Annotated in this window: 15 protein-coding genes; 5 read left to right on the top strand and 10 right to left on the bottom strand. The window is 61.8% G+C overall.

Translation table 11 applies throughout. The annotated features are described in order from the left end of the window. Window positions 1–84 precede the first annotated feature (84 nt). Complete coding sequence (locus DFR48_RS12640; protein ID WP_114363500.1) at window positions 85–885, top strand: glutamine amidotransferase; 801 nt, start codon at window positions 85–87, stop codon at window positions 883–885. Between the two features lie 280 nt (window positions 886–1,165). Here the strand turns inward: DFR48_RS12640 and DFR48_RS12635 are convergent, their stop codons facing one another. Next, window positions 1,166–2,092 carry an AraC family transcriptional regulator gene (locus tag DFR48_RS12635; RefSeq protein ID WP_114363499.1) on the bottom strand — a complete coding sequence of 309 codons (927 nt, stop codon included), beginning with the start codon at window positions 2,090–2,092 and terminating at the stop codon, window positions 1,166–1,168. An 80-nt stretch (window positions 2,093–2,172) separates the two neighbouring features. On the opposite strand from DFR48_RS12635, the gene DFR48_RS12630 reads away from it, so the two are divergent. Beyond that, window positions 2,173–3,027, top strand: a complete 855-nt coding sequence (locus DFR48_RS12630; RefSeq protein ID WP_114363498.1) for a cysteine hydrolase family protein — start codon at window positions 2,173–2,175, stop codon at window positions 3,025–3,027. A gap of 720 nt (window positions 3,028–3,747) precedes the next feature. Here DFR48_RS12630 and DFR48_RS12625 read toward each other — a convergent pair. The 5 genes from DFR48_RS12625 to DFR48_RS12605 all read right to left on the bottom strand — a co-directional run bounded on the left by DFR48_RS12625 (window position 3,748) and on the right by DFR48_RS12605 (window position 7,794). Continuing rightward, a complete protein-coding gene (locus tag DFR48_RS12625) occupies window positions 3,748–4,527 on the bottom strand; it encodes an SDR family NAD(P)-dependent oxidoreductase (protein ID WP_114363572.1) in 780 nt (259 codons plus the stop codon). A 49-nt stretch (window positions 4,528–4,576) separates the two neighbouring features. Beyond that, window positions 4,577–5,743 (bottom strand): 2Fe-2S iron-sulfur cluster-binding protein, encoded by a 1,167-nt coding sequence (locus tag DFR48_RS12620; RefSeq protein WP_114363497.1) that lies wholly within the window; start codon window positions 5,741–5,743, stop codon window positions 4,577–4,579. A gap of 301 nt (window positions 5,744–6,044) precedes the next feature. Continuing rightward, window positions 6,045–6,668: a pyridoxamine 5'-phosphate oxidase family protein gene (locus DFR48_RS12615; RefSeq protein WP_114363496.1), complete on the bottom strand. Its 624-nt coding sequence runs from the start codon at window positions 6,666–6,668 to the stop codon at window positions 6,045–6,047. Window positions 6,669–6,698: 30 nt separating this feature from the next. Beyond that, window positions 6,699–7,184 carry a nuclear transport factor 2 family protein gene (locus DFR48_RS12610; protein WP_114363495.1) on the bottom strand — a complete coding sequence of 162 codons (486 nt, stop codon included), beginning with the start codon at window positions 7,182–7,184 and terminating at the stop codon, window positions 6,699–6,701. 64 nt (window positions 7,185–7,248) lie between these two features. After that, entirely contained in the window at window positions 7,249–7,794 is a 546-nt protein-coding gene (locus DFR48_RS12605; RefSeq protein WP_112691621.1) for a carboxymuconolactone decarboxylase family protein, read from the bottom strand. A gap of 127 nt (window positions 7,795–7,921) precedes the next feature. Here DFR48_RS12605 and DFR48_RS12600 point away from each other — a divergent pair, with 127 nt between their 5' ends. Further along, complete coding sequence (locus tag DFR48_RS12600; RefSeq protein ID WP_114363494.1) at window positions 7,922–8,872, top strand: LysR substrate-binding domain-containing protein; 951 nt, start codon at window positions 7,922–7,924, stop codon at window positions 8,870–8,872. A gap of 299 nt (window positions 8,873–9,171) precedes the next feature. On the opposite strand, the gene DFR48_RS12595 is transcribed toward DFR48_RS12600, so the two are convergent. Beyond that, the gene (locus DFR48_RS12595; protein WP_114363493.1) at window positions 9,172–10,077 is read right to left on the bottom strand and encodes an AraC family transcriptional regulator; all 906 of its coding nucleotides are present in this window, start codon (window positions 10,075–10,077) and stop codon (window positions 9,172–9,174) included. 160 nt (window positions 10,078–10,237) lie between these two features. Between DFR48_RS12595 and DFR48_RS12590 the strand changes: the two genes are divergently transcribed. Further along, on the top strand, window positions 10,238–10,807 hold the full coding sequence (locus DFR48_RS12590; protein ID WP_114363492.1) for a carboxymuconolactone decarboxylase family protein: 570 nt from the start codon (window positions 10,238–10,240) through the stop codon (window positions 10,805–10,807). 96 nt (window positions 10,808–10,903) lie between these two features. Continuing rightward, the gene (locus DFR48_RS12585) at window positions 10,904–11,338 is read left to right on the top strand and encodes a hypothetical protein (RefSeq protein WP_114363491.1); all 435 of its coding nucleotides are present in this window, start codon (window positions 10,904–10,906) and stop codon (window positions 11,336–11,338) included. A gap of 1 nt (window position 11,339) precedes the next feature. Here the strand turns inward: DFR48_RS12585 and DFR48_RS12580 are convergent, their stop codons facing one another. Genes DFR48_RS12580 through DFR48_RS12570 form a run of 3 tightly spaced genes read right to left on the bottom strand, consistent with a single transcriptional unit; the run spans window position 11,340 to window position 14,886 of the window. Beyond that, window positions 11,340–11,978, bottom strand: a complete 639-nt coding sequence (locus DFR48_RS12580) for an ATP-binding cassette domain-containing protein (protein WP_114363490.1) — start codon at window positions 11,976–11,978, stop codon at window positions 11,340–11,342. Further along, on the bottom strand, window positions 11,975–13,684 hold the full coding sequence (locus DFR48_RS12575; RefSeq protein WP_114363489.1) for an ABC transporter permease: 1,710 nt from the start codon (window positions 13,682–13,684) through the stop codon (window positions 11,975–11,977). Before DFR48_RS12575 ends, DFR48_RS12580 begins: the two co-directional genes overlap by 4 nt. Next, window positions 13,681–14,886 carry an ABC transporter substrate-binding protein gene (locus DFR48_RS12570; protein ID WP_245415604.1) on the bottom strand — a complete coding sequence of 402 codons (1,206 nt, stop codon included), beginning with the start codon at window positions 14,884–14,886 and terminating at the stop codon, window positions 13,681–13,683. The genes DFR48_RS12575 and DFR48_RS12570 overlap by 4 nt, the downstream gene beginning before the upstream one ends. Window positions 14,887–14,921: the final 35 nt, after the last annotated feature.

The raw sequence follows: 14,921 nt of genomic DNA, 5'->3' as shown, positions 1-14,921 counted from the left end.
AGACACAGGAGAAAACAGGCGAACGGCAAACCGGTTCGCCTGTTTCAACATCACGGAAGGGTGCCGGTTGTGGAGAAGCGTAGGGTGTCGCAGGCGGAAATGGATAATGGTCATTCAATGACTTGCCCAATCGCGATCGTCAAAACCGGAGAAACGTTTCCCGAAATCAATCGCCGCTTCGGCGATTTCGAGCGCTGGATCCGTGATGGCCTCGGGACCAAGGACGTGGACGTTATCGTTGTGGATCCACGAAATGAGGCCGCGATGCCGGACCCCGCTGTCTTGGCCGGAATTGTCGTCAGTGGATCGCACGCAATGTTGAGCGATGACACAGGCTGGATGCGGTCATTGGCGGTCTGGCTTCGGCAAGCGGTGAGCCGGCGTATCCCGCTCTTGGGGATCTGTTTCGGGCATCAGATATTGGCGCAAGCGATGGCGGGATCGGTCGAAGATCGAGTCTGCGGTGCCGAGCTGGGCACAGTAGAGGTCAGCCTGACCAGCGCCGCTATCGACGATCCTCTGTTTGGCAATTTGACGCCGACTTTTCCGGCCCAGGTCGTGCATTGGCAGTCTGTCGTCGAACTGCCGGAACGTGCCATCGTCCTCGCACATTCCCCGCTTGAACCCTACCAAGCCATTCGTGTCGGTGACTGCGCCTGGGGTGTGCAGTTTCACCCGGAGATGTCGGAAGCGGTCATGCACAGCTATATCGATGTGCTCGCCGAAAGCGTGGCGGTGAACGAGGCGGTCGGTCGCACCGTAAGGCAGGCACTAAAGGACACTCCGGTCGCGCGGAGAATCTTGCTCAACTTTCTTGACTATGCCGAAAGAGACCGAGCCGCAAACGGGCAAGACAGGCCATTTCGTCGCCTGAGAAGGACGTGACCTCTGCTTCGTGCCGCTGGAGGAAGCCGTGACGTTCACGCCGCTGGCGCGGCCGCGTCGCTTGCGGCCTATGTGGCCAAGCGGGCGAAAGATGGCGAGTGGTTGGGACAAGTCGCCTTGACAGAGAGCGATTACGCCAGCGGACCGCGAACGACGGGACGAAGGCGGCATGGTCGTTTCGCGGTGGTCTTTCCTGTTTCCGGCATATGGGCCAAAGTCAGGCGGAAATTCCGCTTGTCGCGGCTGTTCAGGTCACCCCAGCCACGTCTCCGTGCCATGCTCAATTCTCCTTTCTCCGAGCGCTCCTCCTGAACTCGCTTGGTGTCATGCCGAAGGCTGCAGCGAACTGCATGCTGAAATAGCTCCGGCTTAGAAAGCCGCACTTTTCGGCAATACGCGCCATGCCCGCATCGGTTTCGATCAATTGTCTCGCAGCAGACTGCAGGCGAAGACCGCGTAGCATTTCCATCGGACCGGTTCTGAAGCTCGCCGAAAAGCGGTGTGCGAACCGAGAGCGGCTCATGCCCGCAAGCTCTGCGAGGCTTTCCACCGTGTGCATCGCACCGGGTTTTTCCAGCATGGCCTTGAGAGCGGGCCAAAGCTTCTGGTCGCCGAGTGCCGCGAGCCAGGATGTGCTCGGATCATTGGCCCCAACCCGCAGACGTAACAGGTTCAGGACTATCTCGAGGAGCAGGGTCTTTATCATCACCCTGCTTCCCAGGCGCGGCTCCTGCAATTCTGCCAGGATCAGGTCTAGCCCGCGCATGGCAAGCCTGTCTTCCGACAGGGGTTCGACGATCGGAACCTGCAAAAGGTCGATGACCGCGCCCGCTCCCCGAAAGCCCACCGTCAGATGGGCGCACAGCACCACGAGGCCGACCTTCGCGGACCCGTCGGTATCTGCTGAAGCCTGTCGGACGGAGTCCAGGCCAATGCTGGCAGGCTTGCATACCGCTTGGCTGAGGTAGGTCCCGGGCGATGAGGTCAGCCAATGGTGTTGTGCTGCCGGAATGAGCACGAGGTCGCCTTTCCTCAGCGCTCGGGGTCGTTGTCCCGGCATCTCCATCGTACCCGCTCCGTCGAGAACGTAGTGGAGGCTCACCAACTGTGATCTCGGCATGTCCAGCCTGCTGCGGGGTTCGAGCTCGCAGAGAGAAAAGGGATTCGTATCGACGACGATGGATTCGAGGATTTCTTCGATTTCCATGGTTCAAACGCAAATGAGACGATAGAGAACATTTGATCGGTTACGACTGTAGCGTCCCAAACTACAGGAGTACACCGGAAATGTGCAGCCACGACGATCATCGCCATTGTGACCACGCAGAGATCGAACCCGCGGGTCTGACAAGACGCAAAGCCATTCTCTCGGCGGGTGTCGCTGCCACCGCAGCGCTGTCGGTCGCCTTGAGCACCCCCGCGGAAGCCGCCGCCAGCAAGAATGACAAGTACGCCGACCCCAAGGAACCCGCGCTCCCGGCATCGACCATGCAGTTGCGCAAGGCCGAGACGGCGCTCGTTGTCATCGACCCCCAGATCGACTTCCTCAGCCCCAAGGGCGTGACATGGGGCGTTGTCGGGCCGAGCGTCACTGAGCACAACGTCGTCAGCAACATCGGCAAGTTGTTCGCCGCCGCGAAGTCCGGCGGCCTCACGGTGGCGGTGTCTCCGCACTACTATTACCCCACCGACCACGGCTGGAAATTCGAGGGTGCGCTGGAGAAACTCATGCATTCGATCGGCATGTTCGACCGAAAAGGTCCCCTCGATCTGACAGACTTCCGCAACTCGGGTGCCGACTTCATGCCGGAGTACAAGGAATACATCGAAGACAACAAGACTGTGATCGTATCGCCGCACAAGGTGTACGGTCCCGAGACGAACGACCTTGTGCTTCAGTTGCGCAAGCGCGGCGTCAGCCAGGTGATCCTGGCGGGCATGTCAGCGAACCTCTGCGTCGAATCCCATATGCGCGAACTTCTCGAGCAGGGCTTCGAGGTGGCGGTCGTCAAGGATGCCACTGCCGCTGCGATCCTTCCCGAAGGCGACGGATACCTCGCCGCCATCACCAACTTCCGATACATGGCGAATGCCGTTTGGTCGACGGAGGATGCACTGGGCCGTATTGCCGCCGCCCAGTGACTGGCTCGGGGGAGGCTAGTCCCCTCTACGCCTCCCCCGAGACGCCAGAGAACAAGCCTGTCGCGAGGAAACTCAGGTCCTCAGAAATCCACCGCCGACGATTCCTCGCGCACCTTGCGGCCCGGCAACCTCGCCCGGGCCGCAATTGTTTGCGTGAAAGAGCCGGAAATGACGGTAAGTCACGCAGAGAGGGAGGGCACAGCCTGACGCTGCTGCTCTGAGGTTGCCCGGAAGGCCTGCCCAAGCCTCCTCTGAACATTTTCGGCCTGTTCGGTCGGCAGTTGGAGGCTGATCCTCGCAGTCCAATGCGGAGGGGCCGGCACGAAGCACTTTGAAATCTGCTCCGGTTCCCGCACCGGCTACTGGCAATGCCGCCAGCCTTCGTCCGTCAGTGCGTTTTCGCACCGACGGAGGAAAAGGCAGTGTTCCGGCCCGCAAGCCGCGTCAAAGGCCGCAGCGATTGCATGGGCGGCATTCGATGATTGCGGATAAGTAGCCGGATTTCCCGCCGGATTCTCTTGCGTCGCCATGTTCAGTGAACGAGGCGCGAGATCCCGGTCCATGGCGGATGATGATTATCACCCGCGCAATCTCGCGGCCTTCACGGTTGAGCAACAGGTGCTCCGGTTGGGGCAAAGGTGATGGGACGTGAAGGCTGGTCGTCGCGCAGGGTGATTTCGCAGCGCTGTACTCACATCGGACCTGGAGCACGCAGGTTTCTCAGCTCTGGGCGTTGCGACCTGCCATGACGCCGCCATCCACGTCCCAAACCGCCCCGGTCACCCAACCCGCCTTGGGCGAGAGTAGAAAGGCAATCACATTTGCCACATCTTCCGCAGTTCCGATCCTCCCGATCGGATGGAAGCCGTTGAAACCCTGGAGCGCGTCGTGCACCTGTTCCCTCGGGATGAAGGCTTCGTAGATAGGTGTCTCGACCACCGCCGGTGAGACACCGTTGACGCGGATGCCATGCTCGGCCAGCTCCATCGCGAGATGCTGGGTCATGGCGTGCAAGCCGGCTTTCGCCATTGAGTAGGCGGAGGAGGGTGTTGCCTGGACGGCCTGCTGCGCCCACATCGACCCGATGTTGACGATTGCACCTCCATTTCCGCGCACGGTCATAGCCCTGGCCACGGCCTGCGTGAGGAAGAAGGTGCCACGGTTGAGGTCGAGGTAACGGTCATAGTCCTCCTCCGAATGCTCGAGGAAAGGTCTCGGCAGGAAGACGCCGGCACCGTTCACGAGACCGGTGAGATCGGAGAAATCGTCCGGCACCCGGTCGGTGAAGGCGCGCACGGCCCCCGTATCGGTGATGTCCAGCACTTCGATGTCGACGCGCCCGATCTGCGCGAGTTCTCTGCGCGCGGCTTCAAGCTTGGCGCGCTGGCGGCCAAGCAGGACGACCGCGCCGCCGTCGTTGAGCAACATGCGAGCGGTCGCTTTGCCCATGCCGCTGGCGCCGCCGACGAAAAGGGTCCGGGTTCGCTTAAAGTTCGTCATGATCTTCATTCTTTCGGTTAGCTGGTTACGAGTGTTGAAGGTTCTTGTTTCAAAGTTCGAGGCTGACGGGCCCGTCCGGCAGAGCGCAGCAGAGCAGGACCTCGTCTTTCGCGATGGCGGCTGCCGGCACGTGGTCATATCGGACCGCGCCGGAGAGCTTTCTGGTCGTACACGCGCCACAACGCCCCGAACGACAACTGAAGGGAGGATTGAGCCCGAGATCCTCGGCGAATTCGAGGAGGTTCAGTGCCCGCGGGTCGAACGGCGCGGCAATGCCCGCCTTGACGAAGCGCACGACCGCATTCTCCCCGGATCTCGTCACTTGGGCCTGCTTGCTTCGGCTTTCCAGCGTCGCAGGCCCGAAGGATTCGTATCGGACGCGCTCGTCGGCCACGCCGAGTGCGGTGAGGATCTGGTCCATTGCGTTCATGAAGGGGGCGGGACCACAAAGATACACGTCGACGTTCGGCGAGGGGACGAGGTCGCGCAGGAGAGCCTCATCGACCAGTCCGTGGCTGTCAGGTGCCCTATCGCTCACGGCGCCCGGGAGCCGTTCGCTGTAACGGACATGGACAGTCAGGTTCGGCATGCGACACGCGAGGTCCGCCACCTCGCTCTGGAACGGATGATCGTGTTGATGGCGCATCGCCAGTACGAGGACAACGTTGCGGCGCGCCTCGCGTTCCGCCAGCTCTCGCAGCATGGCAAGCAGCGGCGTGATGCCGATGCCACCCGCAAGCAGGACGATCGGCCGGCTGCTCGCTCCGTCAAGGACGAAGTGGCCTTGCGGTACGCCGGCACTGATGAGGTCACCAACCGTCCAATTGTCGTGGATGTGGTTGCTGACCCGGCCTGGTGGGCGGTCCGGGAGACACTCGCGCTTGATGCTCAGTCGGTAGAGACCGGCTTCAAAGGCCGATATTGTATAGGTTCGCCGCAGCAAACCGTGACCGGGTACCTCCACCGAGATGGGCAGGTACTGGCCGGCGAGAGGCGTCGGCAACGCTGTACCATCCGGTGACGCGAGCCAGTAGGAGGTGACGAGTTCGGTTTCCTGCTGCGCTGCTGCGAGCATCAAAGGCTGCTCCGGAACGACCGGAAGATGCTCGTCGTCGGACGTCGGCAGACTGCCTGCGCCTGAGAGGCCGTCCGCCTTCGCACCGCCGGTTGATGCGTCAAGAAGGGGCCGGGGAATGAGCGACATACTCTTGTTCATCTCACAATCGTTCCTTTGATCCGAAGCGAGGCTCGCTCGGAATGAGCGGGAAGAACCTCCGCGAGGGGCCCCATAGTCTTCAGTCGGGTATGAATGACGGGATGGGGTTTCGACCCCAGCGTTGCATGTGCTGTGTACATGTGGAACGCACGCCCGTGGTGGCCTGCAGTGCGCCGGCCAGGAACCTGCTCTTGGTCCGGAGATGTTCGTCGATCGCCGAAAAGAGGTGCCGCGCTCTCACATGCGCCAGGTTGCGCTTTCCACTGAGAATGCCGAGGAGACACGGGCAACATGACGCAGCTCATCGCGCCGACTGTGGCGTAATGCGTTGCGCCAGTTCGGCCTCAAGCTCGGCAATCCGCCTTGTCAGCGGTTCCGTCACCGTCTTCATTTCTTCGAGCGAATAGCGCTCGGTGATGTGCTGCGGGCAATTCCAGTCGAAGCCTTCGACCCTGATGACGAAGCCCCGCTCGATCCGTGCCCTGTAGTCGGGCATCTCGAGGCGTGACAGTATGTCCTGTCGCTCATGCCCGATGATCAGGGCGCGGCCCAGCAGTTTGAGACGTATCCTGTTCGGGTAGTCCATGAAGAACAGCGATATGCGGTCGTTCGTCATCAGGTTTCCGACGCTGATGTACTGCCGATTGCCCCGGAAGTCCGCGAAGCCGATCGTGTTCTCGTCGAGCACGCGCATGAAACCGGTCGGTCCGCCGCGATGCTGGATATAGGGCCAACCCGTCTCACTGACCGTGGCCATGTAGAAAGAATTCCGCGCGGCGATGAAACTGGCCTCGGCTTCAGTGAGCCGATGGTTGAGTGCGGCCGGCACATCCTCCATGCCGGCATAGGAAGACCGGCTGCCAAGTTCTTCCTGCACCTTCTTCACTTTCGGTGTGAAGGCGATCTCCGCGAAATGATGTGGCATGACGTCCTCCTGAGACTGAGATCCCGCGTGTTACAGCCCGAGGTCCGACAGACCCGGGTGATGCGCGGGGCGTGGTCCTTGCGGCCAATGGAACTTCCGCTCGCCTTCGCGGATCGGCTGGTCGTTGATGCTGGCAAATCGAAGCCGCATCAGGCCGTGCTCGTCGAACTCCCAGTTTTCATTGCCGTGGCTGCGGAACCAGTTTCCGGCATCATCCCGCCATTCGTAGGCGAAGCGTACCGCGATGCGGTTCCCGGCGAAGGCCCAGAGCTCCTTGATCAGGCGATATTCGAGCTCCCGGGCCCATTTGCGCTTGAGGAAAGCGACGATGTCGGCGCGGCCGACCGGAAATTCGGCACGGTTGCGCCAGCGGCTGTCTTCCGTGTAGGCGAGCGAAACACGCTCCGGGTCACGCGTATTCCACGCATCCTCAGCCAGCCGCACCTTCTGGAGCGCAGTGTCGAGGGTGAAGGGCGGCAGAGGTGGGCGAGCGGCAGGTTGGATCGTCTGGGTCATCGGAATTTCCTTCCGTTCGGGGGAAATGGCGCGGCGGAAGCCGCGCCAAGTGTCGTCTTCCTGTTCAAAGAAACTGGTTCAGGTCGACCTTCGGGAAGTCGATTTCGACCTGGGTCGATTTGCCGAGCAGGTTGGTGAAGATGTTCATCGCGACATGCGTGATGATCTCGATGATCTCCGCGTCGGAGTGACCGGCCGCGCGGACCGCGTCGAACTCCGCTTTGCTCACCTGGCCGGTACTATCGACGAGAGCGCGGGCGAAGCCCAACGCGGCCGCAGCCTTCGCGTCGGAAGACTGGCCCTTGCGGTTGGCGAGCATCTCCTCGTTGCCGAGGCCGGCTTTCCGACCGATCGCCGTGTGCGCCGAGACGCAGTACTGGCAGGCATTCTGCTCGGCGACTGCGAGCGCGATCCGTTCCCGCGTCTGCGGGTCGAGAACACCTGCACCGGCAATCCCATGGATACCGAGAAAGGCGCTCAAGGCTGCCGGCGAGTTCGCCAGCACACGGATGAAGTTTGGAACCATTCCGAGGCCAGCCTGGACCGCGTCCAGAAGCTCCTTTGCCTCGCCGGTAGCGGATTGGGGGTCGATGACGGCAACACGAGCCATGAGATTTGTCCTTCCTTGAGTGTTGGTGCGGTGCCCTCGGGCGCCGCTCGCACACAATTTGACTGATCGCCGCAATTGAAAGAATACGCGTCGTGTGAAACACCTTATTTCGAATGGAGGAATAAAGATGGATCGCTTCCATGAGCTTGAGGTGTTCGTTGCCGTGACCGAGGCTGGCAGCTTCGCCAAGGCTGGAGCGCGGCTCCGCCTGTCGCCGCCGGCCGTGACGCGTGCTGTCTCGGCGCTCGAAGAGCGACTTGGTGCGCGCGTCTTCAACCGCACGACGCGAAGCGTGACGATCACCGACGTCGGTCGACGCTTCCTGGAAAGCGCGCGGCGCGTGCTCTCGGACCTAGAGACGGCCGAGAAGGAGGCGATCGGCGAAACCGCCACGCCGCAAGGCCACCTCACCATCACGGCATCTGTGACATTCGGCCGATCCGCCCTTTCGCCGGTCGTTTGCGGTTTCCTCAGTCGATACCCGCGGGTAACGGCATCCGTTCTCCTTCTCGATCGGGTAGTGAATCTTGTCGAGGAGGGCGTCGACGTCGCCGTGCGCATCGGTCACCTGCCGGACTCGGGCCTGATCGCCAAGCGGATTGGCGCCGTCCGCCGGGTCCTGGTCGCGAGCCCGGATTACATCGCCAGGCGAGGGATGCCTGCGTCACCGGCAGAACTGAGGCTCCATTCGGTGATTGCCTTCACAGGCCTCATGCCGAACCGCGAATGGCGATTCCTGAACGGGCAAAAGCAGGGCAGCGTGAGCCTTGGCCCGATCTTCGAGATCAACGACGCGGCGGCCGCCATTCAGGCCGCCGAGGAGGGGCATGGTGTCACGGTAGCGCTGTCGTATATGGTGAGCGATCAGGTCCGCCGCGGGAAGCTGGTGCCAATCCTCGATGCCTTTGCTTTGCCGCCGCAGCCGGTGCATCTGGTCTATCCTCAGGCGAGGCTTGTCGCCCCCAAGGTCCGCGCCTTCATCGACTTTGCAGCACCCCGGTTGAAGGCGTCCCTCGACCAGTTGACATGGACGAGCGCAGAAGACGCCAAATCTGGCACGTCGCCTACTCTTCGGTGAATAGGCCCGGATAGCCGCGAACCGTGTCCCGGTTTTCGACCTGAGCCGACATCGCTTGGGCAGATACCCAGATCAAACATCTCTGGCCGAAGCTGGCGTCGTTTCTGCACCATCGTCGCATGCGGGTTTAGCTGGCGAATTCCTCAGGCAAGAGGGACGGCAATATGGCGCGCGCGGAGGGCAATCCCCCCTGGGCGGGAGGATCACCCGGTGGTGGGGCGAGGTCGCAGAGAAGTCGACGGAAGGGGTGGCGTCTCGTGCAAGACCAGGCGTGGTCGACATTCGACTTCACGGTGTGATCATGAACCCGTTGCGGGCGGTATGGGATCACCTCTGCGCCGATACGTCGCCGGAGAGACGCCGAAGGCTCGCTTGAACGCCTTGCTGAATGAGGATGCCGTGTCGTATCCGCAGCGCTCCGCCACGTGATCGAGCGTCATGGCGGTTTCCTTCAGCCAACGAGCGGCGATCTGCATCCGCCAGTCCGTGAGGTATTCGATGGGTGACATGCCGATCCGGGACGCGAATTTCTCGGCGAGAATGGTCTTGGAAATGCCCGCTCGCCCACAGAGTTCGGCAATCGTCCATCGATGCCAGGGCTCACGGTGAATCAGTTCCAGAACTGTGGCGATCCGGCGATCCTTCATGGCTGCAAACACGCCGTCGCGCACCAGTTCGGCCTCGATGCAATGTCGGACCAGCAGAATGAAGAAGCCGTCACACAGGCGCTCGATCACCGCCTCGCTGCCGAAACGGGAATGCTCGGACTCGGCGATAGCCAGCTCGATCAGGCTTGAAAGGCTGTCGCCCGCCTCCTTCTTCCGGATGACGATTTCGGCGGGCAGGGCATGCCAGAGCGGCGACTGCGGCGCAGTGAGCTCGATCTCGCCGCAGATGAAGCCTGTCTCGCCTGCCGCCCAAGTGGTCAGATCGCCGCTCGCGTTGCCCAGCGGCACATGGTCAGGACTATAGGACAGGTAGTGTTCCGCGGCATGGGGCAAGAAAACCATCAGGTCGCCCTCGGCCAGTTCCAGCGGTCCATCGATCGCAGGGGAGTGGACCCATCCATGCCCTTTGCCGACGAGGTGAAACCAGATCGACCTGTCGGAATTGTGGTCCATCGTCCATTGTCCGCACACCCCGCCGGCGTAGGCGAGCTTTGCGCGCAGGTTGAGGCCATTGGCCAAGGCTGTCAGTGCGTCCAACGTCATCTCCCGGACAGGCGGACATGCATTCCGGAATCCCTCACATGGGGTCCCGTGCTCGCCATTGCTACAGTCTCCAGGCGATCACGGGGGTGCGTTTGTCACAGCGCTGTCCCGACGTTTCGCAAATAAAACCTGTGTTGACAATGGAGACTGGACGATGGCCGAGATAGCACGATTGACACTTGACGGCGTGGACGCCGATGCCGCCGAACCCACTGTGAAGGCCCTGCTCGACGGGACCCGGAAGTCCCTCGGCTTCGTGCCGAACATGTATACCAACATGGCCAACTCGTCCGGCCTGCTGGACACCTACATGGTCGGTTACAAGCATTTTCGGGCGGAGAGCCATCTCGCTCCTGCCGAGCAGGAGGTCGTGCTCCTGACCATCAGCCATGAAAATCGCTGCCAGTATTGCATGGCCGCGCACAGCATGGTCGGCGAGAAGATGTCCAACGTACCGGCGGCGGTACTCAGCGCGCTGCGCGCCGGAAACATCCTGCCCGATGCCCGGTTGCAGGCGCTTTCGGTGTTCACACGACTGATGGTGAAGGGCCGCGGGAATCCGTCGCCCGGGGAGCTTCAGGTCTTTCTTGCTGCCGGCTTCAGCGAACGCCACGTCCTGGAGATCATTCTTGCGATCGCGGTGAAGACCATCAGCAACTACGCCAACCATCTCTTTCATACCGAACTGGATGCGGTTTTCTCCGGCTACCGCTGGGATGCCTGACGGCGGTTCGAGAACATGGCGCGGGCGGCCTCTTGCCGCCCCGCTGCCCGCCGACACGGCGTATTTCCTCTGGGCTCTCAATTCGGATATCCGATCATGACATCGAAATGGAGAAGGATCTGGGCCTCCCTTACGGGCCTGCCGCTGTGGGTCAGGCTGTGGCTTGTCGTTCTGGCCCTGACGAATATGTCGTCCCTGGCGTTTCTTGACACGGACAGCGGCCGCTGGACAGCGGTGGCATTCGCGGCCGTGGGCGTGTTCAACATGCCCATGGTCTATATTCAGGGTGGGCTGACGCGGCTGCTGTCGGTTCCGCATGTCATATGGATCTCGCTGCTGATTCATCTCATCCAGAGGCTATTCGTCGATCACGCAATCGCGCCGGGCAGCGATGAGTACGTCTTTGCTGCGGCAGTTGTCGCGGTGAACGGGACTTCCCTCTTGTTTGATGTACTCGAGAGCTGGCGCTGGCTGGCGGGTCGCCGGGAGATCCTGGGGTTGCACAAGGCCAGACGCGACACTGTCCGATAGGCTACAACAGGAGCCGTCTTCCACCGGCAGCCGCCGCGTCGGCCTCGTCATGGGTGACCATCAGAACCGGAAGCCTCTGCTCTTTTCCATGCGCAAAGACGAACGCACGAACGTCATCCCTGAGGCCATTGTCCAACTTCGAAAAGGGTTCATCGAGAAGCAGGGCGTCGGGCCGGGCCAGCAAGGTGCGCATCAACGCCACACGCGCACGCTGTCCTCCGGACAGCGTCGCCGGATCCCGGTCTGCGAAACCATCAAGGCCGGCGCTTTCGAGGGCGCACTCGACGCATCTCCTGCGTTCCTTACGTCCCTTGACGTCCGCAGAAAGGCCAAAGGCAAGGTTGTCCCCAACCGAGAGATGCGGAAACAAGAGATCGTCCTGAAACAGAATGCCGATCTTGCGCTTCTCTGCCGGCGTGTCGGTGATATCTCTTCCCCCGATGCGCACCGTGCCGCTCGCGCTGAAACCCCGGTCCAGATGTCCGCCGATGAAGGAGAGCAGCGTTGATTTGCCGATACCGCTCTTGCCCATGATGGTGACGATCTCACCGGGAGCGACGGTCAGGCTGAGGTCCGAGATCAGCGATGACGTCGCGCCGGGTGCGGCTATCGAAATCTCTTCGAGTACGAGCTGGTTCATACTGTCACTCCGTTGAGTTCGCGGCGGCCAGCGTAGATCATTCCGGGAAGAGAGAAGGCGATGCCGTAGACGAGCAAGGGGACCAGGGCCTGAAGGGCTGCATAGACACCTATGATCCTGCGATCCCCGCCGGACGAGAGCGTTACCGCCTCGGTTGTGAGCGTGGCGATGCGGCCGGCTCCCAGAAATAGCGTCGGCAGATATTGGGCGGCGCTCACGGCAAAGCCGATGGCTGCGGCGGCCAGCAGTGGACGCAGGAGAAGTGGGAGTTTGAGGCGGAACAGGGTTCTGAGCGGCGACGCGCCGAGCGCCGCCGCTGTTCGTACATAGCGGCGGTCCAGTGCTCGCCATGGATCGCTGAGCGCCAGCATCACGTAGGGAAAAACAAAAAGCGTGTGGCCCCAGAGAACAGCGGCCAGGGAGCCATCTATCCCTGCGCGCAGGAAAGTGACTTGAAGCCCGTAGAGGAAGCCGACCTGCGGCAGGAGAAGAGGCAGATAGAGTATGACCGGTGCACCAGGCAGAAGCCTGCGTCCACTCCGGTCCTCGCCTTCGAGCCAGAGGATTGCCAGGAGGAGCGAAAGCAGGGTCGAACCGAATCCGAGACCTGCGGTGTTGGCGAGCGCCCGGAGCCAGCCGCTGGCCGATCGCACCCAGATGGACGTCGTGAAGGATGAGGGCATGGCATCCGGAAAGGACCAGCGCCAGGTGAACGACCACATGATCAAGGACAGGATTGCTGCAAAGCCGACCGCCAGAAGCGCCAGGACGCAGACGGTCGCGAACCGGATCAAGGGTTCGCTTTCAAGTCCCCTGCCGCCGCGCCGGATCATCGCTCGACCCGCGGCGGCGACCAGCTTTTCGCCGAGCCACCAGCCCGATATTCCCGCAACGACCACGGCGATCTGAAGGATCGAAGCCGCGGCCGCCGGCAACAGCAGATCGACATCCGCCGCCATGAACCACCGCATGGCCGCGACGGAGAGAACCGGCGGATTTGAAGGCCCGAGAATGATCGCCATGTCGACGACGGAGAGGGCAAAGGCAAGCACGGCATAAACCGGCAGTCGGATCTGGCGGTAGACCTGGGGGAAGATGATCTTGATCCAGATGACGCCGTGGCCGTAGCCGAGCGCGCGTCCCGCGGCCAATTGCTGTCGGGCGGAGACCTGGTTGAGCGCGGCAATGATCACGAGGAGCAGAAAAGGAACTTCCTTGACCACGAGACCGAGGACCAGCGACAGGCCCGCCGGGTCGTGGACCGTCGTAATGGCGGGAGGCACTCCCCACGTCGTCGCCCAGGGACTGAAGAGCCGCGCCAGCCAGCCTGAAGGCGCAATCAGGAATGCGATCCCGATGGCCATCGCCGCATGGGGGGCGGCCAGTTGCGGAGAAAGTACGCGCTCGGCCCGCCATGCGCCCACGCGTCCATGCATGGACGCGCAAAAGGCGACGGCAAGTCCGAGCGACAACAGTGTGGACAGAAGCCCCGTGAACACGGTCAGACGAAGGCTGGTCCATACACCGGGCAAGGCGGCAAGTGCAGTCCAGGCCTTCAGGCTGAACCCGTCGGCGCCGATAGCGGGAAGGATCCCGAATGCCGGGAGCAGCGTCTCCCAGAAACCAAGGGCAATGGGAGCGACGAAGCCGCCACAAAGAATGGCGGCTCCACAGAACTGCAACCAGATGCCGGTGCGACTACTCATTTCGTGTAGCGCTTTGCCCATTCCTCCGAAAGCCGGGTCATCCATGATGCATGGGGCTCGAGCAAGGTTGCTCCAAGCTCGGCGTTGCCGGGCAGGGCAGGGGATGTCGGCAGAGAGGCAAAGAGCGCCTTCTGTTGTTCATCCAGCTTGTTCTGATCCAGGACAGAGAAGCTGCCGAGAACGGATATATCCTGCGCATGGGCCTGTGTCGCAGGCTCCAGCAGGAAGTCTGCAACGACCTCCGCTCCTTCCTTGTGTGCCGCATTGAAGGGGATTGCGACGAAACTGATGTTGCCGATGGTCCCACCCTTGAGCGAATAGGTTCGGATCGTGTCGGGCAATTGGCCACCGGCGATGGCGGCAGCGGCGCTGGCCGGATCGAAAGACATCGACATGTCGATCTCTCGGTCGTTCAGCAACTGCTGCTGGGCGGAACCATTGGCAGGGAATGTCGTTCCGGCCTGCCAGAGATTCGGTCGCAACGCGTCATACCAGGCCCAAAGCGGTGCGGATGCGGTCTCGAAGCTGGCATCGCTCACGGGGCTTTGCAAAACGCTGCGGTCAGGCGCGAGTTCGATCAGGGCCTGTTTGAGAAATGTGGCGCCCATGAAGTTACTGACATCGGGGTGGGTGAAGCGTCCCGGATGCTCCTTTGCCCACTCAAGCAGTGCCCTCATGGACTTCGGCGGCGCCTGAACCCGCGCGGAATCATAGTTGAAGACGAACTTGGCGAGTCGCCAGGGCGATTCGTAACCCTCGACCGGGACCGTGAAATCCACCGATGCCGCGGAGTTCGCGCCGAGGTCGAGGAACCGAGCATTTGGCAGTTCATTTGCGAATGGGCCGTGCAGAAGTCCCTTTTCCTTCATCGAGAGAAAATTGGGACCGTTTATCCAGATCAGGTCGACGGAGCCACCGTTCGTCTTGCCCGCTGCCTTCTCCGCGATAACGCGGGTTACGGCTTCCGCCGTATCGGTCAGCTTGACCTGTTGAATGGTCACGCCGTAGCGCGCCTTGACCTGTTCGCCCGCCCAGGAGATGAAGGCGTTGGTTCGCTCGTCTCCGCCCCATGCGTTCCAATAGACGGTTTGGCCACGCGCCTTGGCGAGCGTGTCGTCCCAACCACTGTCGGCGAAGGCGCCCCCAGCGTGGACCACCAGCGCTGCGGTCAACAGAAGAACGTTTTTCATGAAGTCTCCCATGGAAAGATCGGCTTATGGGCGTTGGTCGCCAGAGC

The organism is Ciceribacter lividus (assembly GCF_003337715.1).
Classification (GTDB): domain Bacteria; phylum Pseudomonadota; class Alphaproteobacteria; order Rhizobiales; family Rhizobiaceae; genus Allorhizobium; species Allorhizobium lividum.
Note: the sequence above shows the minus strand (reverse complement) of the source record. Positions and strands in the feature narration are given on the sequence as shown.